The 19,007-nt window shown below is 51.5% G+C and carries 20 protein-coding genes; 7 read left to right on the top strand and 13 right to left on the bottom strand.

Going from position 1 to position 19,007, the window contains the following annotated elements; all coding sequences use genetic code 11:
- Window position 1: 1 nt before the first annotated feature.
- Complete coding sequence (locus AL515_RS11755; protein ID WP_061067817.1) at window positions 2-1,429, bottom strand: gamma-aminobutyraldehyde dehydrogenase; 1,428 nt, start codon at window positions 1,427-1,429, stop codon at window positions 2-4.
- Between the two features lie 304 nt (window positions 1,430-1,733).
- Between AL515_RS11755 and AL515_RS11750 the strand changes: the two genes are divergently transcribed.
- Together AL515_RS11750 and AL515_RS11745 are read left to right on the top strand one after the other, a co-directional pair.
- Window positions 1,734-2,459 (top strand): FadR/GntR family transcriptional regulator, encoded by a 726-nt coding sequence (locus tag AL515_RS11750; RefSeq protein WP_040233767.1) that lies wholly within the window; start codon window positions 1,734-1,736, stop codon window positions 2,457-2,459.
- A gap of 24 nt (window positions 2,460-2,483) precedes the next feature.
- Complete coding sequence (locus tag AL515_RS11745; protein ID WP_048211816.1) at window positions 2,484-3,182, top strand: cache domain-containing protein; 699 nt, start codon at window positions 2,484-2,486, stop codon at window positions 3,180-3,182.
- 92 nt (window positions 3,183-3,274) lie between these two features.
- Here the strand turns inward: AL515_RS11745 and AL515_RS11740 are convergent, their stop codons facing one another.
- On the bottom strand, window positions 3,275-4,756 hold the full coding sequence (locus AL515_RS11740) for an APC family permease (protein WP_048211817.1): 1,482 nt from the start codon (window positions 4,754-4,756) through the stop codon (window positions 3,275-3,277).
- Window positions 4,757-5,173: 417 nt separating this feature from the next.
- Between AL515_RS11740 and AL515_RS11730 the strand changes: the two genes are divergently transcribed.
- Entirely contained in the window at window positions 5,174-5,314 is a 141-nt protein-coding gene (locus tag AL515_RS11730) for a hypothetical protein (protein ID WP_086523654.1), read from the top strand.
- A gap of 46 nt (window positions 5,315-5,360) precedes the next feature.
- On the opposite strand, the gene AL515_RS11725 is transcribed toward AL515_RS11730, so the two are convergent.
- Together AL515_RS11725 and AL515_RS11720 are read right to left on the bottom strand one after the other, a co-directional pair.
- Window positions 5,361-6,254: a LysR family transcriptional regulator gene (locus AL515_RS11725; RefSeq protein ID WP_048211818.1), complete on the bottom strand. Its 894-nt coding sequence runs from the start codon at window positions 6,252-6,254 to the stop codon at window positions 5,361-5,363.
- 117 nt (window positions 6,255-6,371) lie between these two features.
- Window positions 6,372-6,551, bottom strand: a complete 180-nt coding sequence (locus AL515_RS11720; RefSeq protein WP_071887336.1) for a hypothetical protein — start codon at window positions 6,549-6,551, stop codon at window positions 6,372-6,374.
- Window positions 6,552-6,799: 248 nt separating this feature from the next.
- Between AL515_RS11720 and AL515_RS11715 the strand changes: the two genes are divergently transcribed.
- From AL515_RS11715 to AL515_RS11700, 4 genes are read left to right on the top strand one after another with little or no spacing between them, the layout of a single operon-like run.
- Window positions 6,800-7,633, top strand: a complete 834-nt coding sequence (locus AL515_RS11715) for an ABC transporter substrate-binding protein (protein ID WP_061067816.1) — start codon at window positions 6,800-6,802, stop codon at window positions 7,631-7,633.
- A gap of 1 nt (window position 7,634) precedes the next feature.
- A complete protein-coding gene (locus AL515_RS11710; protein ID WP_061067815.1) occupies window positions 7,635-8,453 on the top strand; it encodes an amino acid ABC transporter ATP-binding protein in 819 nt (272 codons plus the stop codon).
- The gene (locus AL515_RS11705) at window positions 8,453-9,238 is read left to right on the top strand and encodes an amino acid ABC transporter permease (RefSeq protein WP_040233756.1); all 786 of its coding nucleotides are present in this window, start codon (window positions 8,453-8,455) and stop codon (window positions 9,236-9,238) included. The genes AL515_RS11710 and AL515_RS11705 overlap by 1 nt, the downstream gene beginning before the upstream one ends.
- Window positions 9,228-9,905, top strand: coding sequence for an ABC transporter permease subunit (locus AL515_RS11700; protein WP_101741682.1), 678 nt, complete (start codon window positions 9,228-9,230; stop codon window positions 9,903-9,905). Before AL515_RS11705 ends, AL515_RS11700 begins: the two co-directional genes overlap by 11 nt.
- 9 nt (window positions 9,906-9,914) lie before the next feature.
- Here AL515_RS11700 and ydhT read toward each other — a convergent pair whose 3' ends face one another.
- The 9 genes from ydhT to ttrS all read right to left on the bottom strand — a co-directional run bounded on the left by ydhT (window position 9,915) and on the right by ttrS (window position 18,866).
- The gene (ydhT, locus tag AL515_RS11695; RefSeq protein ID WP_061067814.1) at window positions 9,915-10,727 is read right to left on the bottom strand and encodes a protein YdhT; all 813 of its coding nucleotides are present in this window, start codon (window positions 10,725-10,727) and stop codon (window positions 9,915-9,917) included.
- Window positions 10,728-10,730: 3 nt separating this feature from the next.
- Window positions 10,731-11,516, bottom strand: a complete 786-nt coding sequence (phsC, locus tag AL515_RS11690) for a thiosulfate reductase cytochrome B subunit (protein WP_061067813.1) — start codon at window positions 11,514-11,516, stop codon at window positions 10,731-10,733.
- Window positions 11,513-12,181: a 4Fe-4S dicluster domain-containing protein gene (locus AL515_RS11685; protein WP_048211825.1), complete on the bottom strand. Its 669-nt coding sequence runs from the start codon at window positions 12,179-12,181 to the stop codon at window positions 11,513-11,515. The genes phsC and AL515_RS11685 overlap by 4 nt, the downstream gene beginning before the upstream one ends.
- 64 nt (window positions 12,182-12,245) lie before the next feature.
- Window positions 12,246-12,914, bottom strand: a complete 669-nt coding sequence (locus AL515_RS11680; protein WP_061067812.1) for a YdhW family putative oxidoreductase system protein — start codon at window positions 12,912-12,914, stop codon at window positions 12,246-12,248.
- Between the two features lie 9 nt (window positions 12,915-12,923).
- The gene (locus tag AL515_RS11675) at window positions 12,924-15,026 is read right to left on the bottom strand and encodes an aldehyde ferredoxin oxidoreductase (RefSeq protein ID WP_048211827.1); all 2,103 of its coding nucleotides are present in this window, start codon (window positions 15,024-15,026) and stop codon (window positions 12,924-12,926) included.
- Between the two features lie 120 nt (window positions 15,027-15,146).
- Window positions 15,147-15,773, bottom strand: coding sequence for a ferredoxin-like protein (locus AL515_RS11670; protein WP_048211828.1), 627 nt, complete (start codon window positions 15,771-15,773; stop codon window positions 15,147-15,149).
- 498 nt (window positions 15,774-16,271) lie between these two features.
- Window positions 16,272-16,481, bottom strand: coding sequence for a fumarate hydratase FumD (gene fumD, locus AL515_RS11665; protein ID WP_040233753.1), 210 nt, complete (start codon window positions 16,479-16,481; stop codon window positions 16,272-16,274).
- A gap of 92 nt (window positions 16,482-16,573) precedes the next feature.
- On the bottom strand, window positions 16,574-17,158 hold the full coding sequence (ttrR, locus tag AL515_RS11660; protein ID WP_061067811.1) for a tetrathionate respiration response regulator TtrR: 585 nt from the start codon (window positions 17,156-17,158) through the stop codon (window positions 16,574-16,576).
- A complete protein-coding gene (gene ttrS, locus AL515_RS11655) occupies window positions 17,133-18,866 on the bottom strand; it encodes a tetrathionate respiration histidine kinase TtrS (RefSeq protein ID WP_101741753.1) in 1,734 nt (577 codons plus the stop codon). The genes ttrR and ttrS overlap by 26 nt, the downstream gene beginning before the upstream one ends.
- Window positions 18,867-19,007: the final 141 nt, after the last annotated feature.

Below are 19,007 nucleotides of genomic sequence, written 5' to 3'. Positions count from 1 at the left end.
GTTATTCGGAAATATCACACATGATATGCTTCACCCGGGTATACTCATCGAGCGAATAAGAGGAGAGATCTTTTCCATAGCCGGATTTTTTGAATCCACCGTGCGGCATTTCGGCGCACAGAGGAATATGACTGTTAATCCATACTGTGCCGAAATCGAGATCAATACTGAAACGCTGCGCGCGACTGTGATTGCAGGTCCAGACGCTCGCGGCCAGGCCATATTCCACATCATTCGCCTTGCGCAACGCGTCTTCATCACCAGAAAACGACTGAATGGTCATTACCGGGCCAAACACTTCGTGTTGAATGGCTTCATCGTGTTGATGCAGGCCGGAAATTATCGTCGGCTCAAAGTAGAAACCCGGCCCAGGCCCCGCATGACCACCGGTTTCAATTTTCGCATGTGCAGGTAAACGCTCAATAAACCCCTTCACCTGCTCAAGCTGGTTTTTGCTATTCAGCGCGCCATATAACGCCTCCTGATCCTGCGGAGGACCAAACTTGATACTTTTCGTTTTTTGGATCAGTTTTTCCAGGAACGTCGCATAGACAGAATCTTCCACCAGGATGCGCGTGGCGGCAGTACAATCCTGTCCGCCATTGAAAAATCCTGCGGTAGTGATGGCAGTAATCGCCTTGTCCATATCGGCATCAGCAAACACGACGGCGGGTGCTTTGCCACCCAGTTCAAGATGGGCCTTTGTCAGGTTAGCTGCTGCTGATGCCGCAACCTGCAGACCAGCGCGTACCGAACCGGTAATCGACACCAATGAAGCCGTCGGGTTAGAAACCACCAGTGAGCCAGTACTGGCCTTGCCCAACACAACGTTAAACGCCCCGCGCGGAAATAAGGGTGCCGCCAGTTCAGCCAGGAGCAGCGTACTCACCGGGGTGGTATCGCTCGGTTTTAAAACTACCGTATTGCCTGCGGCCAGCGCCGGTGCAATCTTCCACACCGCCATCATAAACGGGTAGTTCCACGGTGTGACTTGTCCCACAATGCCCAACGGCTCACGACGAATCGTTGAGGTGAACCCGGCGGAATATTCTCCGGCGGCCTTCCCTTCCAGACAACGCGCTGCGCCGGCAAAAAAACGGATCGCATCGCACGAGGCTGCGATCTCTTCTTTTTCGATAAAATGACGCAATTGACCGGTTTCCTGGCTTTGCGCGTTGACCAGTCGTTCAACATTTTTTTCTATCTCATCCGCCAGTTGCAGCAGTGCTTTTTGCCGCTGGGCTGGTGTCGATTTTTTCCAAATGTTAAATGCCGCCGCGGCCGCCGAGTAGGCAAGATCCACCTCAGTCGCACCGGCATTAGGCGATAACGCGTACGTTTCACCGTCAACCGGACTCACCAGCTCAAACGTGTCTTCTGTGTTACCCGCTACATATTGCCCATTTATAAAATGCTTCAGGGTTCTCATGCCTGTCTCCCGCCAATTAATACATAAAGAAGCTTATGTAATATATATATTGTAAAAATTTTTCAAATGCGCAACATTGACACTATGATAAACCTCGCACTTTTAACTTAAATTTTACATTTTCAGAGTAAGGTTTTTCATCGTCAGCGTGCAGTGCGCTTTGACGCTATCGGGACACACATCCGCCTGTGCAGCGATGTTGCGCGTGGGCATGTAAAATAACGCGGCCATTCTGACCTTTCGTGCCCCGCGGGCATGTGTTAAAAATGGTCGTTGTTTCAGGGAATTGAGTGCAGAAAAGATTATGATTACTCATGCGGTCATATTTGCGCCTATCGGGCAAGTCAGTCGTTCAGACCAGATAGTGCAGCGCCTGTCAAATGCCATTATTACCGGGTTGCTGGAGCCAAAAGAACAGCTGCCCAATGAAACCGATTTGGCAAAAATGATGGGTGTCTCACATATTACTATCAGAGAAGCGCTCAACACGCTTCGGGCTAATAATCTTATCCATACGGTTCGTGGCCGTAATGGCGGGAGCTTCGTTTGCGAGAATATTGATGGCAAAAATAGCGCCCTGCATCCGTTTAAATCGATCAGTACCGATTACCTTTCGGATTTAGGCGAAATGCATTGCGCCATTATCAGCCACAGCGCCAGGTTAGCCTCCAGACGCATGACCGCGGCGGATATTGCCAAATTTCGCGAGTTTGTAGACGTGCTGAGGAAAGCCGACTCACCGGAACTGATGACTCAGGCCGATATGCGTTGTTTGCTGGCAATTGCGGCCAGCTCTCATTCAGCACGGCTAGCCAACCAGGAGCTTCAGGTCCAGGCCGAGTGGGCATCACTGGTGGCAATACTCTATCGCGCCGACAATATTCATGCGGAAATTATCGCGCTTTATTCGGCGCTGGCCGACGCGCTAGCCGCCCATAACGAGACCGGGTCGGTCCAGTACGCCACGCAGATCATCGATACGTTTACCTACTACCTTATTGAAAAAAAGCTGAAATATAACTCGAACTGACAATCAGTGAAGGCAGGACAGACCATGAGCTCTTCGACATCCTTAAGCGCATTAATCCGTAAAATTGATGATATTACCGCCTCTACCGTAGAGTCTACCGTTGCGCTGGCGAGGAGCATTCACGAGGCCATTGCCGGCGTGCAAAAAGGCTCCGCCGAAGTTGTCCTCGACCCCGCTGTCAGATCAACGGTTCAGCAACACATCAAGAGCACACTGAACAACAATCACTACTGTTCGGGCGCAGGTTTCGCCAGCCATATTGAGAGTACAGAAACCACCAAAGAATATTGGCTGCTGGAATGGTGGTATAAGAAAGATAATGGATTGAGTCAGGCACATCTGGATTTGGATCAGGCGACGCAACAGCGGCTGGATTTCAGAACCTTTGAGTGGTTTAAGCATTCGCCTCCGGCAGGTGAAGCGTACATCCATGGCCCGTATGTCGACTATATCTGTAACATCTCCTATACCCTAACCTCAGCGGTTCCGGTTTACTATCATGATCAGTTCCTCGGCGTCGCCGCCGTCGATCTGCTGGTCAGTCAGATAGAAGCCGAACTGCTCTCCTGCCCTCACCCTGATTATGTCATTCTGACCAATCTGGAAAACCGGATCATCTTTTCCAGTTGGCCGCGCTTTCGCGTCGGTGAATTATTGTCACCAGCCCACAGCACGGTGGTGTATCAAAGCGACTACTTTATCCTTTATCACTACCAGAAATAGTCCATTCAAGGCTGAGCGTTACCGGATAAGGATGCCAGCGTTGTATCCGGCGCGCAAAGCGTTCGAAATTAAGGGCCCGAAGGCCCTTAGTTTTAGTTATCCTGCCCTATATTGAGCTTCGTGGCATAGGCAATAGCATCGTTTTCCGGTGCAGCCGAGCGGCCAAAAGGTCGGGTAAGGAACATGTAGATCAATCCTGAACCTACCACAATCGCCAGACCAAACAGTACTGTCCAACGGTCGATGAAATCACTGCTGTCAGCTGGCTGCGCCAGTAACCAGATCCCACACAGGCCGTAAGCTAATGCCAGCACGTTTACAATCACGCCCCAACCACCAATCGTCCACTCTCCGGCGGGTTTCCAGCCTTTCAGACGTTGACGCAGCGCAGCCAGTACCACCATCTGGAATGAAATATAAATACCGATCACAGCAAATGCGGTGATACGCGATAAGTTATCTGGCTGGAAATAGACCCAGACACAAATGATAACCGGCAACACGCAGCTGACGACCATGGCATTATCCGGGACACCATTTTTGGAAATTTTGGCCATCCACTCGCTGCCCGGCAGCATTCTGTCGCGGGAGAAAGAAAAGATAAGACGACTTAACGCCGCTTGCAGAGACAGAATGCACGACAGCATCGCGATAATAGCGACAACGATAAAGACCGTCGCACCGGTTTCCCCCAGTGCTTCATTGAGGATTGCCGGGATCGGATCGGCGGTTTTGCCATTCACGATACTCACCAGGTTCGGTGACGCCAGCAAATAGCCCATGACGGAGATAATGGCGGAGATCGCGCCAAACACGATACTTAAAATCATGGCTACCGGAATTTTTTTGCTTGGATTTTGCACTTCCTCTGCAACGTTACCGCACGCCTCGAAGCCAAAGAACATAAACAGGCCCATCAGCGCGGCAGACATAAAGGCGGTGGAATAACTTCCGTCATGTGCCAGTACCCCCATCGAATCAAAGATGACGGAGAAAGGCTGTGAACGGTGGAAAATCAGCAGGTAAATACCCAGCGCAATCACGCTGACGATTTCACACCAGAAACCAATTTTGGCGACCCTGGCCAGATTCCTGGTCCCGGACATATTGACGGCCATCATCAAAAGCAGCAGCAAGACGGAGGTCACCAGCATGGTGGCGGGTGTCTGGCCATAATGAAAGAGTGATTCAACAAATGTTGATGTATATTCCGCGATCGAGGTAATCGTCACCACCAGCGCCCACAGGTAGATCCAGGCGGCGATCCACGCATATTTCTTACCCCACAACCTTCTCGCCCAGGGATACAGCCCCCCGGTGATCGGATATTGAGACGCAACCTCACCAAACACCAGGGCGACTAACAACTGCCCACACGCGACGATTAAAATCCACCACACCGCGGGTGGTCCCGCCAGCGTCACTGCCAACGCGAACAGCGAATAAACAGCGGTGAGCGGTGACAGGTAGGTAAAACCCAACGCAAAATTTGAAATAAGCCCGATCGAGCGGTTGAACTGTTCTTTGCCATCTTTTTGAAAATTATCGTTTTTCTTATCAGGTGTCTGTTCCATATTGCTTTCTCTTTTGTGGAATAGTCGCAGGGTTGAACAATTAATGTATAAAAGATATTAAGTTATATGTATAGTGATTTTGTCGCATATTTGTTAAAACAAATCGCACATCACGTTCCTGAATAAACAAGGGCTCGACTCGATTTAATAACATTTAATTAACATAACGAGTGAGTGACGAGAGGTTTTCAGCGTTGGAGGCCTGGACGCTGATGTCGCGCGGGGCACGGGAAAACGCGCACGCCGTTGAGCAGCACCGTCTGCTGCTGGAAGCGAACCGCCATCTGTGGGATACGCTGCCGGAAAAATACGCTGACCTGGTATAAGAACGTGCTTAGTAGCAATAATCGCTGCTGTTCAGCAACATTTTTGCAATATAATGGAATGATGTTAAACGCTGAACCTGGCAGGTGAATGATGGAAATTGATCTCGATAATCTGGTCTTTGATGGGCTGGAAGAAGCGCAAGAGCGTAATGCTGAACGTCTGGAAGATGCGGACAAAAAAGCGCAGGAAATGATTGCTGATAACGACTGCGGCGATGCCTGCAAAATCTAATTTCTGAACCGGCTCAATGCCGGTTTTTTTATAGTCAGCCTGCGCTTCACGCCGTATAACGCAACGCCTCAATCAGCTGTGCAAAGGCTGCGGTATGTTGTCTACGGCTGGGATAGTACAGGTAATAACCGGGAAAAGGTTCACACCAGTCTTCCAGCACTTTTTCCAGCGCTCCCTCTGCTACCGCCTGCTCGACGGTGTCTTCCGGTACAAATGCCAGGCCCATGCCCGAAATCGCCGCACTGATACGCGGTGGAAGATTGTTAAAAATAAGCTGCCCTTCTACCCGCACGCGGAGATCCTGCCCATTTTTGGCAAACTCCCAGGCATACAGCCCGCCCAGGGTCGGCATGCGCATATTGATACAGTTATGATTCTGTAAATCATGCGGGGTTTGCGGTTTGCCATGGCGGGCAAAATAGGCGGGGGATCCCACCACAACCATGCGCCAGTCGGGACCAATCCTGACAGCAACCATATCTTTGGCCACCTGCTCGCCAAGCCTGATACCGGCATCATAGCGTCCCGTCACGATATCCGTCAGGCTGTTGTCGATGGTCATTTCCACATTTACATCAGGATACGCCTGCAAAAACGGCTGTAGTGCAGGCCAGACGGTCGATTGCAACGCATGTTCCCCGAGCGTCAGACGGATATTCCCCGCCACGCGCTGGCGAATATCGGTTAATGCCAGTAGCTCCGACTCAATGTCATCGAAACGCGGACTGATACTGTTGATAAGCCGTTCTCCGGCTTCGGTTGGCGCGACGCTTCGCGTGGTACGGGTCAGCAATCTGACATCCAGTCGCTCCTCAAGCCCGCGAATGGCATGGCTTAATGCTGACTGCGAGACCCCTAACTTCGCTGCGGCGCGGGTAAAACTGCGTTCACGGGCAACGACAATGAGATAATAGAGATCGTTAAAATTATCACGCAGCATGCTTGTTCCCAATCCAGACCTGTTTTGATGTATGTTACAGGTCAGAATGGAGATTCAGTAGTATTTCTGCTCATTTTGCACACTTCATTCCAGTACATTTCGCGCGTCAGGCGAAGTTCAGCGTGTTGTTTTATCACGGAACCACTCCGGATCAATGTTGGCGATATCCACCCCATACAGGCTGGCGGCAGGAAGAACAGACTCCACAACACGCTGAAGATTTCGTTCCGCACTATGTTGTGGAGTCTGTGGATGTCGATTCTTTATACGCAACCAAAGATATTTAACCCCGTTCATCTTCTCCGCCTCCGCTGTCTGTTGGGCTCAACTTATTCCAGCGCAGAATGCGTAAAAAATGAAATGCGAATTTTTGCCAACGTTGTGCGCTATTTTGCATTTCAGTTTTTCATTATTTTCACCCGCAATTAACACCCTTTTCACTAATACCATTTTGTATATAGATAAGAATTTTTTCTTATTTGGTCACCGCCGCAAGTTATGGGAGCGTAAAAAGCACAAACCAAAACAACAGGGATTCAAAGAAAATGATGGCAACGACGATTCACAGCACAAAAAAAACATGGCTGGCACTCAGTATCCTGCTGGCGTCAGGCATTGCCGCGTCATACGCTCAGGCCGATCAACTGGCCGATATCAAAGCCGCAGGCGTGGTAAAAATCGCCACCTTTGACGCCAATCCACCGTTCGGCTCTATTGATGCAAAAACACATAAAATTGTCGGCTACGACGTTGATTTCGCTGAAGCGCTGGCTAAATCACTTGGCGTTAAACTGGAACTGGTCGCCACCAATCCGGCTAACCGTATACCGTTATTGCAGTCCGGTAAGGCCGATTTAATCGTAGCGGATATCACGATTACACCTGAGCGTGCACAGGTTATCGATTTTTCCGCCCCTTACTTCGTTACCGGACAGCAATTCCTCGTTCCGGCAAAATCGCCGGATAAGCTTGATGACTACAGTAAGGCCCGTATCGGTGCGGTGAAAGGGACGACAGGTGAGCAGGCGTTGCATCAGCGTTTTCCACAATCACGTGTGCTGGCCTATGACGATATTCCGCTGGCATTAACCGCACTGCGTAATGGTAATGTCCAGGCGATCACCCAGGACAGCACCATTCTGGCAGGGTTGTTAGGCGGTGCGCCGGATAAAGCAGATTTCAAAATTTTGCCCGACCTGTTGAGCAAAGAAGAAATTGGTGTGGGTGTGAAAAAAGGTGAACCTGCGCTGTTGAAGGCCGTGAACGACGAGCTATTAAAGCTCGAGTCAACCGGGCAGGCAGCCAAAATTTATGATGTCTGGTTTGGTCCGCAAACCAAAAATCCACAGCCCCGCGCCTTCAAAATAGAAGCGAAGTAATATGCTCTCAGGCCTTTTTCATCGTCCCGCAGCTTCGGCTGCGGATTTTACGCATCTGCGCCAGGCGCGTGTTGAACTGCGTAATGTCATAAAACACTATGACAATCATACCGTGCTTAACGGCGTCAGCCTGTCGGTTGAACCGGGCGAAGTCGTCACCATTCTCGGGCCTTCTGGCTCAGGAAAGTCGACGCTTATTCGCCTGATAAACCAACTGGAGTCACTGAGCGGCGGCGATATCTTTATTGATGACAAACCAATCGGTCAGCTGCGCGGCCCCACATTGCGTCAGCTTCGCAGCCGGATTGGTTTCGTGTTCCAGCAATTCAATCTCTACACCCACCTGACGGCACAGCAGAACATCACGTTGGCGCTGGAATATGTTCACGGTTGGAAAAAAACGGATGCTGAGCAACGGGCACTTGAACTGCTGGAACAAGTAGGATTAGCTGAGAAAGCCGATGCGTATGCCGCCCAACTTTCCGGCGGGCAGCAACAACGTGTTGCTATCGCCCGCGCGCTGGCCTCCTCGCCGCAAATCATCCTGTTTGATGAACCCACCTCCGCTCTGGATCCAGAAATGATTGGCGAAGTGTTGCAGGTCATGAAGCGTCTGGCTCATAGCGGTATTACCATGATTGTCGTGACCCATGAAATGCATTTCGCCAGGGAGATTGCCGATCGTGTGGTGTTTATTGATGGCGGCGATATTCTCGAAGTCGCACCTCCTGAGGCGTTTTTCACTCGCCCTCAGCACCCCAGGACCCAACGTTTTCTGAAAAAAGTGCTCGACCCGTTACACCAGGAGTCATCGTTATAATGCATGCAATGGACTGGCAGGGGGTGCTGAGCGGGCAACCTCTGCAATGGATAATCTCCGGTTTTCTGACCACACTTTGGGTCACGCTAGCCGGCGTGGTACTCGCCACGGTGTTTGCCATCTTTCTGCTCAGCCTGCGCCTGACAGGACAGCGCTTTGCGACCACCATGGTCAGCGTGTGGGTCTCTGTTTTTCGCAATACTCCTTTACTCGTCCAATTGATGTTCTGGTACTTCGCTGCATGGAATCTCCTTCCTCGCGACGTGATTACCTTCATTAATGCGGAACACTCCTGGTCCATTCTGCCGGGGGATGTCTGGTGGTTAACGCCGGAGTTTCTCTGCTCCGCATGGGGACTGGGTGTCTTTACCTCGGCCTTTCTGGTCGAAGAGGTCGCCTCCGGTTTACAGGCTGTTTCTGGCGGGCAGCGCGAGGCAGCCATAGCACAGGGGTTTTCGTCATGGGCGACGTTTCGTCACATCCTGCTCCCTCAGGGGCTGGCAAATGCCTGGCAGCCGATCGTGGGGCAATATCTTAATCTGATGAAGCTGTCTTCATTGGCCAGCGGCATTGGCTTTGCAGAACTGACATACCAGGTACGGCAAATTGAAAGCTATAACGCCCATGCGTTGGAAGCCTTTGCCGTCGGCACGGCACTCTACCTGCTGACCGGCATTGTACTGGGGATGTTGTTAACCCGTCTTGGTCCTGTGTCTGCAGCAGGTAAACCGTTGGCGCGTAAAACACGCATATTCCGTTTCAGGAGCCTACTGCATGATCGCTAATATTTCGGTTATTACCGACAATCTGGACTACCTCCTGTGGGGGCGGGTCACAGAGGGGCAACCGGGGGGCGTTCTGCTCACGCTGTTGATGGCGATTGGCGCAGCGGCACTGGCGCTTCCCGCTGGGATCGCACTCGCCTGCTGTGCCTGGCGTTTTCCTGGGGCGATACGTAAGGGGCTGTTTATCTGGGCAGAGTTTATTCGTGGTATTCCGTTAATCTTCGTGATTTTCTGGATGTGGTATCTGTTGCCCATGCTCACAGGCAGTGATTTACCGGGAGCCATAACCGTTACGCTGGCATTGGCCTGGTTTACCGCCGCCTCGGTGATGCATTCTGTGTACGCGGGTATCACTGCGCTGCCAGGCGGTCAGTATGATGCGGCCATCGTTCAGGGGTTTCGTCCGCTCCAGGCGCTCGGGTTAATTCTGTTGCCACAGGTTCTGCGCAACGTACTGCCCTCGCTAACGGGGATTTTTATCGGGCTACTCAAGGACACGTCGCTGGCATTTATCGTCAATGTGCCTGAACTCACGACGGTTGCGGGTCAGGTTAACAACCGGGTACAAATTTACCCGGCGGCCATTTTTGTCTTTACCGGACTGGTCTATTACCTGCTGTGCTTTAGCCTGGAGAAGATCACTCAGCGTCGGTTCGCGTTGAAATAGCAACACGGCTCAACATGCCACAAATTGATGGTCTTCGTTGAGCCGATACTTCACCCCTGCGCGAATGTTATTTTCACCCTCAATAGCCACCGCAAAGCGCATTCTCTTACCGTCGTGATAGGCAAGAGCCGCGCATCCGCCGGGGCCGAGAATTATTGAATCGACCACGCCAGTACTGGCAATAACAGTGTTTTCTCCGTTGGCCATGATCTGCACGTTGTCCGCGCAGTTGGCGATTTTCGACTCTGCGCCAAAACTGGCTATCTGGGTTAAATCACCGCTGCTGGCGATACGACTTCTGTCACCCAGCGAACTGATGCGCACCCGCATACCCGTGCTGGCCATTCGTGTACCGCCTCCCACACTACTGACTCGTGTGGAGTTTCCCGCGATGGCAATACGGCCACGCTCACCGGAGCTGGCAACATGAGCGTTATAACCCACGCAGCCAATACGTGCGCTGTAACCTGCACTGGCAATCTGCGCGGCGTACCCGGCGCTGACGATTTTAATGTTATCGCCCGCGCTACCGAGACTGTCGCCATCAGCCGCGCTCGCCAATTGTTTACCGTTGTCGTCTGCCGTCTGCGGACAGACAACACGGCCCATCGCACAGATATCCTGCTGGACAAAATTCTCTTCATCCTGCCATCTTGACCAGCCGTATTCCACGAGGCTATCTGCCCAGTCACTATACCCTTCCTGCTGGAGTGCACGGTGCACCTCCGCATAGCTGCCTCCTTCAGGAAACGCACGCAGAAACCAGCGATACATCACGGGCCCGACGCGCCAGGCCCGTAAGTCACCACGCGTAATCATCATCTCTTAATGCCGGTGATAGCCATCCACCATGCACTTAAAGGTTTCGCCCGGTGTGCGTCCTGTGGTGCAGAGATAAAGATGTCCAAAAATGAAAAACACGCTCACGACAGCCAGCGCAAAGTGCGCCTGCAGCAACCAGTAACGTACGCCAGGGAACAGATCGCCCACAGCCTGTGGGTACAGGGATAGCAACCCGGAGATCAGCAGTAGCGGCAGCAAACCGTACATCACGCCGACATACGCCGCCTGCTGTAACGGATTGAATTTCGAACGCGTTGATGCCGGGAATGGATGCGCTTCGCCCTGCATAATGCCAAACAGGTAAAATCGCGTCTGCCTCTGCGCCCGGCCGATCCAGCCCTGACGCTGAATAATATAGTGATGCCCGTTCCCCCCAATCAGGTTAATCAGGACAAAACCAATCCAGCAGGCAAGCAGCAAAAAGCCACATACCTCATGCACAGTCAGCAGGCTTTTCATCACTGGGGCACTGACCGCAGTGAAATGATTTAGCAGGCCGCTGGCCAGCAGCAACAGAAATAACAGCGCATTCGACCAGTGCCACAAACGGACAGCTTTCGAGTATAAATAGACCTTCTCTCCGTGTCCTGCAGACGCTTTATTCGCTGAACGAAAGCGCAACATTGCGTGGAGTGCCAGCACCAGCCACATCCCCACCAGCATTAACCCGGCGAAAACCAACCAGACAGGCCAGTAATCCGGCGAAAACATTGGGACGTACTGCGCAAGCTGTGCGTGAAACTGTTCGGCATTCTGCGACGCGTTCATACATTATCCTTTTTAATCAAATGTTGACCGAACCGACGATACAGATGGGGCTTCCCGGCGCCTGCAAGTTGATATTCGTAGTACTTGTTTTCCCGCAACCAGGTCTGAATTTCCGGGCTGTCCTCACGGCCAAAAATCAACGCGTGTTCTGGACAAGAATTGACGCAAATTGGCGGGAAACCTTTCGCCAGACGTGATTCGGCGCAGAAGTCGCATTTATCCGCCACTTTGGTTTGTGGGTTGAGATAGCGTACCTGATACGGACATGCGCCAATGCAGTAACTGCAGCCGATACAACGAGAGGTATCGACTCGCACAATCCCGTTTTCATCTCGCCAGGAAGCACCGGTCGGACACACCTCAATGCAGGGGGCATCGTCACAATGCTGACAGGACTGACGAAAATAGTGATACAGCGTTTCGTTATCGTTATCCGTTACCGGGATATGGGCTATTGATAAACGACTCCCCTGAACAGGAACATGATTCGTTTTCCTGCACGCTCGGGCGCAAATATTACATCCGTTGCACAATGATTCGTCGTGGATCATGACATAACGAACGTTTTTAGTACTCTTCGTACTCGCTAACAGGTTTTGGCCTGGGCCGGTGAAAAAAATCACCGTCCCCATGCCAATGACAAATTTTCGTCGGGTGAAGGACATCGGGTTATCCTCTAATACTGTGACAGTGATCGTCCACACGTTCCATGACATCAACCTGAAAAATTCAGGGGTTCTGATACTGCTCAACCTCAAGCCATTCGCACAGGCCATACGCTTTGCCGTAACTCATAAAGCGCTCGCTAAACAGATAAGGTTCCGCATTCGACGATTCCACAGCACGTATGTCTGCATAATCAGGATGCGTTTCCATTGCCGTGAGCGCCGCCGTAACCTGCTCAGGTTCAAAGTGGTATGGCGGTTGCGCCAGCATGGCGACCTTATAGGGGCGAGGATACGTTTGGCAGTCAAAACGTACCGCTTCTGCAATGGCACGGCAGATATCATTTTCCACCACCTGCACACACATCTCGGCGTAGTTTGCCGTTATGGTTTGCGTCGAGTAGAAGTAGGTATCCTCTGACCCCTGGATACAGAGAATATCTGCGTCGGATGCATGCTGACACATCGCGTCCAGCAGCATAGCCAGGTCACTTTCAGGAACCGAATAAGGTGGCAACAGAAACACGCTGCGTGCCACCAGTTGACCTGAAGCAGAATGCTGGCGGATAAAATCCGCCACTATCGACTCCGGACTGGTGGGTTCCTGAATTAATGACGAACTCTGGTGTGCGACAGGCTGGTGTAACGCGTGCAGCCACTGTCTCTTTTGGCTATCCACGTCATCACCATGCACATCCTCTGCAGCGGCCAGGTCGTTACTCACGTACGTCATCTGCGTTCCTTACGCCGGCAACAGATTGTGTGCAGCCAGGTCGGCAGCCACATCCTCAAGGCCGAGGCGGTGAAGGGTGTCGCGAGTTGGGCAGCCCAACGCCGGGTCCCAGCCCATTTCCTGATAGAACATCGTAAGCGACTGACGCATATCTTCCCGGTCCATCTTGTCGGTCCCTTCGGTAAAGACTGGGATCTTCGGATCTTTATCAAACACCCAGGAGCAGATCAGGTCGTGCTCATTACGCATATCCATGGTTTGCATCAACTTGACTGTATAAGCACGGTGCAGGGTAAAAATGCGCTCCGCGGCCAAATCCAGACTCGCCTGAGTTGTTTCATCCCCCGTTACGGCCTGGAAGAATTTCGCTTCCAGATCGAGGTCTCCACGATAGTTTCGACTCTTCAGTGGCGAAACCGTCATTGGCCAGACCCAGTTACACAGCGTAACCGCATTGTGCAGACAGACTTTCAGCAGCGTCCATTTGGCGTATTTGATTTTGGCGGCATTAATCGGGGTATAGTTTTTGGTTTCATCGTAGGCATCCTGTGAGCCAAACAGTTCGCCCGCTACTTCACGCTGTAGCGCCAGCGGTAAACCGGAGCCGATAAAGTTGATATGGGTATGCGTCATACAGTCGCGGTTGAACATACAGTTGGTGATCGCCCCCACCTGCGCTGAGGCTTCGTTCGCATGGTGAACAGGGAAACCAAACGGCGACCATAGTTTGTTCTTCGCGTAACCCCAGTACTCTTCGCCCAGATTCCAGCGTTCTGCAATCGCGTAGGAACCATCTGCCAGGTGGCTGAGTTCACCCACGCGATGCGCCAGTCGATAGTAGAAATCTTTGATAAAGTTCGGATCGCCTGCTTCCAGTTGATCCCAACGGATCTCTGCATACTCTGCCGCAGGTAACACTCGCTTAAAGACGCCTTTGGAGTAGCAGTAAGTAAAGTCACGGTGCAACTGCCCGTAGTTACACCAGATGCCATAATCGTCAAACAGGTTCAGGCCAACCAGGTTTCCTACGACGCGCCCATCGTCTTTATCGTCGAAATCTTTCGGCCCATTCGGGAAAATAGTGGTATGTACAAAGTTCGCCACGCAGGTATTCCCGCCGGTACTCGGCACACCAAAATCTTTCACACGGGGAACATTGAGTTGCGACATACAGCGAATTGGACATGAATGGCAGCCACTCATTTTGACGGTATACTTCTCAGCGGCCGGGCCGAGATCAAACACGGATTTATGGGTACGAAAACCGACCGTATTCTGGTTTCCCGGTGGAATTTCCCCCGTTTCGATTGGCCCTCCTTCCGCAGCGCCCCAGAACAACCCTTTGCGAGCCGTCCAGCGCGAATTAGGTGAAGAGTATTCAGCCCAGGCCTGCGGCGTGCTCGGCACAACATGGTTGTTGTTGGCGCCGATTAGCTCGGTCATCATGTAGTCATTAAGCCGCTTCATCTCTTTGCGATCGGCAATATTGACCCCCTGGGTCCCTTCTACCGCAATGGCCTTCAGGTTTTTCGACCCCATGACTGCGCCAGTGCCGGCTCCGCCGCTGTGGTTACGGCTATTAATCATGCAGGAAAGCGGAACGAGGTTTTCACCCGCCTGACCAATGGCTGCAACGCACGTTTCCGGGCTGGTGATACGGCATATTTCTTCAGTGGTTGCGCGCGTACCCTTACCCCATATGAAGTCCGCTTTTTCGATGCTGACCTTATCGTCTTTGATGTTGATCCAGACCGGAGAAGGTGATTTCCCTTCGATAATAATGGCGTCGTAACCCGCGAATTTCATTTGTGCGGCAAAGAAACCGCCCATATGGGCATCGACCACTAAATTGCCTTTGGTAAATGTCGATAATGAGGTGATATTAACGCGAGAACTGCAGGGCGCGCCCGAACCGGTTAGCGGCCCGGTCGCGAAAACCAGCTTATTTCCTTCATCAAAAGGTTTGGTGCCTGGCTGGACTTCGTCGTACATAATTTTATAGCCAAAGCCCATCCCACCGACAAATTTCTTAAATTTACTGGAATCTTCAACGGTGATATTACCCGTGGTGAGATTGACCCGTAAAATATTACCTGTCCAACCATTAGCCATCATGTTTTCCTTTGCAAGAAGGTCCGATAGATATACTCGCCACCTTTCAGGCAGTTCTTTTATTCAAAAACTGCAATTTTCCGGCATTAAATGACGCGTATCAGGCAGCCCTGCTATCCATCAAACAGTAATATCTTTCCACTCAATAATTTTTAATGCCCCTGTCGGACAAGCATTAGCGCATTCCCCGCATAAAACACATTTTGAGGATTTCTTCGTTACGGTATTAACGGTCGCCATCATCCATGGGCAGGCCGTGGTACAGGCACTGCAGCCAATACAGCGTTTATGATCTACGGCAATGCAACCGTCTTCCTGTTTCCAGGTAATTGCGCCAATCGGGCAAACTTTCATGCACTGGGGATCTTTACACTGACGACAGGTGTCTGCGGTGTAGTTTAAATCGCCGTACAACCCGCCACCGGACCCAACACCATCATCGCCAAAGAAGTAGTTACGATGAATTTTGATGCGGGAAAAGAAGGTGCCAACAGCGCCATCGTTATAATTAGTACAGGAAATTTCACAGCGGTGGCAGCCAGTACAGCGGGCTCGTTGAGTCACCAGCACCCCTTTCGGCGTATTGATAAGTCCGACGGTGCCGCTATCGATATCTTCCTGCTTGCAACCAAAAAGGGATAGCAGAGCGGGGGCAATCGTTAATCCTGCCAGACCCTTCCCTGATATACGCAGAAACTCAAGCCGCGTTAAACCACAATCTAAAAATGGACGATCAACCTGGTTCATTTATTTCGCATCCTCTTCGCAAACGCTGTAGTAGCAACAGATCCAGGCTAATTTTAATGAATGCAGATCAGGTCAAATCGGCCATAAATGTTGCCAACAACACGTGAATTTTTGCCCTAACCTGATCGCACAGATGACGGTGGTTAAACTGAATCAATCCATACCCTAAACTCGGGTATAATCCTTTAGGGTTAGGCAGATAAATAATGTGGTTATTCTCCCCCTGTAACCTTGATCGTTATCAATTAAAAATCGGAAGGAAAATAATTAATGTGGAGTGATATTTATTATCATTAAGCGAGATTGAAATAACATTTCATATGCATGAAAATATTTGGGAGTGCAATCACAAATATTGTGTTATACACCATTCGATATATAATTAAATATATAGCGCAATGCGTAATTTTAGTGACCGAACTAAATTATATTTATTGGAAGATAACGAAGAATAAAATAAGAGGACGGCAGAATAATTCTACCGCCCTCTTTTATGGATTAACCGGCCAACGCTTTAATCACCGTCTCCATGGCCTGTTTTTCTAACTCACTGCGCTTCACACGCTGATTGGCGAGGGTTGTTCTCAGTACGCCAGCAATGACGATATGCTTAGGCTCTTGCCCCAGATCGCGCATTTCCAGCACTACTTTACCGACTACTCTGCACATCTCGCGGTACAGCTCGTCGTCTTTGGTCTGATTTCCCATATTCACCCGCTCGTCATTAACTCAAACCCACAGCATATATCACTCTGACAAATTAGACAAAATCCAATGAAAATCAAATAAATGTCAAAATTTTACTGGATCCGCTGAAGTCGATTTACCAGCTCGGCGAGGCTTCCGGCCCGCATTTTTTCCATCACCCGCGCCCGATGCACTTCAACCGTGCGAACGGCAATATTCATGGCATCGGCGATTTCCCGATTTATCAACCCCTTTGCAACCAGATTCGCCAGTTCTCGCTCCTTCGGGGTAAGTTGCTGATAGCAAGCAACGATTTCCTGTCGCGAAAAAGCCGCTACCGAGGCCTGCACAGCATTTTCCAGCGCAGCCTGTAGCGGCGCGGCTGAAACCGGCTTCTGTAAGAAATCGACGGCTCCGCGCTTCATTTGTTCAACCGCCATGGGCACATCACCATGCCCGGTAAGAAATACCACCGCCAGGGTGCTCTCGCGCTGACGCATTGCTTCATGCACGGCATGTCCATCCAGTACCGGCATGCGCATATCCAGCAGTAATACGCCGACCTGATGCAGATCGGCCTGAGCCAAAAATGTTTCACCCTGCTCCCAGCAGCGTACCTCATACCCCATACTTTCCAGTAAAAATGCACAGGCCTGAGTAACCGCTACATCGTCATCCAACAGATGAATTATTGCCACGACGCCCTCCTTCCTGTGTTTGCTTAAAATGTAATGTCACCGCTACGCCCGCCAGACCGTCAGACGCTGGGTGATTTTTGATGCTAATGTCGCCATTTGCATAGCGAACCAGTCGCTGACAAATGGCCAGCCCGAGTCCCATCCCTTCCTTGCGGGTGGTCATAAAGGGCTGGAATGCCTGATATAACTGCGCATCGTCGATCCCTCCGGCGTTATCCTGCACCAGGATACGCACACCATGCTCCTCACTGCACGCTGAGAACCACACCGTTTTTGCCCCCGCCTGGGCCGCGTTTAGTACCAGATTAGCCAGAACCTGCTCCAGCAAAACGGTCGGCAGTGTAACCGTGAGCGAATTATCGACCTGCGTTTGTAACGCTACCGTCGGGAATTGCTGTGCCATGCGTAATAACTGCCAGACATGATGGATCGCATCATGAATGTTAATGGGCTCCCAGTCGTCAGTCATCACCGGATTTCCCTGCGCCTGACTGACCCACTGACGTAAATTGCGTAGCGTATCGGCGCCCCGCTGCGCCTGCACGTCAATCTGTTCAAGGGCGGGTAACAACGGATGCTGCTGATCCTGGCCGCGCAGACGAATCAGACAGCCCTGTGCATAGTGGCGGATAGCCGAAAGCGGCTGGTTAAGTTCATGAGCGAATCCGGACGTCATCTCGCCCAGCACACTCATTTGACGCGCGGTTTCCAGCGCCTGTTCCTGTTTACGCAACAGCACATTATTACGCTCAAGCAGTCTTCCACGTCGGCGGACCAGCAGCATGACCCAGATGTAATTGAGCGTCAGCAACAACAGGACGATACCCGCCGCCCCCATGGCCAGACGATGTTGAATAAACCAGCTTTTGACATCCAGCCACAATTGGCGCTGCTGTGGGTGCTGGCGGACATCGCGCAGCAAAGCTTCTACTTCGCGGGTTGAGGCCGGCGCGCCCCAACGAAAGACAGCGTTTTGTGGCGCGTTAAACAGTACCCGCGTGACACGATCGGCCAGTTCATCACTGACCGCGGGCAAGGCAGCAAACGACCAGTCAGGATAGAGCGGCGTGCTGGTTACGCAAGGAATTGACGTTGGATAGCTAATCACGGCCCTAAAGTCCGCTTTGCGGATTAGCCCTTCTTCATCCATTTTTTCCAGCAGACACACGGGCACAATCACCGCCTGAACCGCTTTTTCACGTAATAAATACAGCAAGGCATCGGCAGGAAAGCCGGTAAACGTCAGATGTAAATCACGTTCAGGGCGCAATCCCGCATCGCTGAGCGCTTTGTATCCCAGCAAATAACCGCCAAATGCCTGAGCATCAATGGCACCTACCGTTTTACCAATCAGATCATGTGCATTCACAATCCCACTGTCGCGCCTGACGAGGACCGCACTGCCAATCACGTTGCTGGTTGCCTTTCCGCCACGAGTGGAGCGTAATGATGCCAGCCAGCGAAGCGCTGCATGGCTGTTTAACTGCACGAATTGCGCCGGATTGGTGACCACAAACTGGACGGTTCCACGGTTAACCGCCTCCTGCATCTGCTGCAGATCCAGCGGTTGAATATGAAACTGTTCACCCGGAATTTGCTGATTTAACAGGGTTTCCAGCGGTTGCCAGTGGGCACGTGTAGAGACCTCGCCACGCATCGCCAAAACACCCACATTCCACGAACCTGCCCACGCCACGCTGCCGAGCATCCACACGGAGGCCAATAGCGTCAGACATCGAACGACGTTACATCCCACTGAATTATCCCTGTCAATTATGTTGTTTTAGATCAACAACAAGCCGGGTATGTGGTTAACCACAATAGAGCTGCCCCCGCCACGATTTTTACA

The sequence above is a fragment of the Citrobacter sp. FDAARGOS_156 genome, from assembly GCF_001559235.2.
In the GTDB taxonomy this organism is placed as follows: Bacteria; Pseudomonadota; Gammaproteobacteria; order Enterobacterales; family Enterobacteriaceae; genus Citrobacter; species Citrobacter youngae.
The sequence above is the reverse complement of the archived record's forward strand: the minus strand, read 5'-3'. Positions and strand labels throughout refer to the sequence as shown.

Excerpts from the sequence above, each read along its gene's own strand:
- AL515_RS11710 (WP_061067815.1), top strand. The coding sequence starts at position 7,635 with ATGCTCTCAGGCCTTTTTCATCGTCCCGCAGCTTCGGCTGCGGATTTT.
- phsC (WP_061067813.1), bottom strand. The coding sequence starts at position 11,516 with ATGAACGCGTCGCAGAATGCCGAACAGTTTCACGCACAGCTTGCGCAG.
- AL515_RS11745 (WP_048211816.1), top strand. The coding sequence starts at position 2,484 with ATGAGCTCTTCGACATCCTTAAGCGCATTAATCCGTAAAATTGATGAT.
- AL515_RS11675 (WP_048211827.1), bottom strand. The coding sequence starts at position 15,026 with ATGGCTAATGGTTGGACAGGTAATATTTTACGGGTCAATCTCACCACG.
- AL515_RS11705 (WP_040233756.1), top strand. The coding sequence starts at position 8,453 with ATGCATGCAATGGACTGGCAGGGGGTGCTGAGCGGGCAACCTCTGCAA.
- AL515_RS11750 (WP_040233767.1), top strand. The coding sequence starts at position 1,734 with ATGATTACTCATGCGGTCATATTTGCGCCTATCGGGCAAGTCAGTCGT.
- AL515_RS11715 (WP_061067816.1), top strand. The coding sequence starts at position 6,800 with ATGATGGCAACGACGATTCACAGCACAAAAAAAACATGGCTGGCACTC.
- AL515_RS11725 (WP_048211818.1), bottom strand. The coding sequence starts at position 6,254 with ATGCTGCGTGATAATTTTAACGATCTCTATTATCTCATTGTCGTTGCC.
- AL515_RS11720 (WP_071887336.1), bottom strand. The coding sequence starts at position 6,551 with ATGAACGGGGTTAAATATCTTTGGTTGCGTATAAAGAATCGACATCCA.
- AL515_RS11740 (WP_048211817.1), bottom strand. The coding sequence starts at position 4,756 with ATGGAACAGACACCTGATAAGAAAAACGATAATTTTCAAAAAGATGGC.
- AL515_RS11685 (WP_048211825.1), bottom strand. The coding sequence starts at position 12,181 with ATGTCCTTCACCCGACGAAAATTTGTCATTGGCATGGGGACGGTGATT.
- AL515_RS11670 (WP_048211828.1), bottom strand. The coding sequence starts at position 15,773 with ATGAACCAGGTTGATCGTCCATTTTTAGATTGTGGTTTAACGCGGCTT.
- AL515_RS11700 (WP_101741682.1), top strand. The coding sequence starts at position 9,228 with ATGATCGCTAATATTTCGGTTATTACCGACAATCTGGACTACCTCCTG.
- fumD (WP_040233753.1), bottom strand. The coding sequence starts at position 16,481 with ATGGGAAATCAGACCAAAGACGACGAGCTGTACCGCGAGATGTGCAGA.
- ttrS (WP_101741753.1), bottom strand. The coding sequence starts at position 18,866 with ATGCTCGGCAGCGTGGCGTGGGCAGGTTCGTGGAATGTGGGTGTTTTG.
- AL515_RS11755 (WP_061067817.1), bottom strand. The coding sequence starts at position 1,429 with ATGAGAACCCTGAAGCATTTTATAAATGGGCAATATGTAGCGGGTAAC.
- AL515_RS11730 (WP_086523654.1), top strand. The coding sequence starts at position 5,174 with ATGGAAATTGATCTCGATAATCTGGTCTTTGATGGGCTGGAAGAAGCG.
- ydhT (WP_061067814.1), bottom strand. The coding sequence starts at position 10,727 with ATGATGATTACGCGTGGTGACTTACGGGCCTGGCGCGTCGGGCCCGTG.
- AL515_RS11680 (WP_061067812.1), bottom strand. The coding sequence starts at position 12,914 with ATGACGTACGTGAGTAACGACCTGGCCGCTGCAGAGGATGTGCATGGT.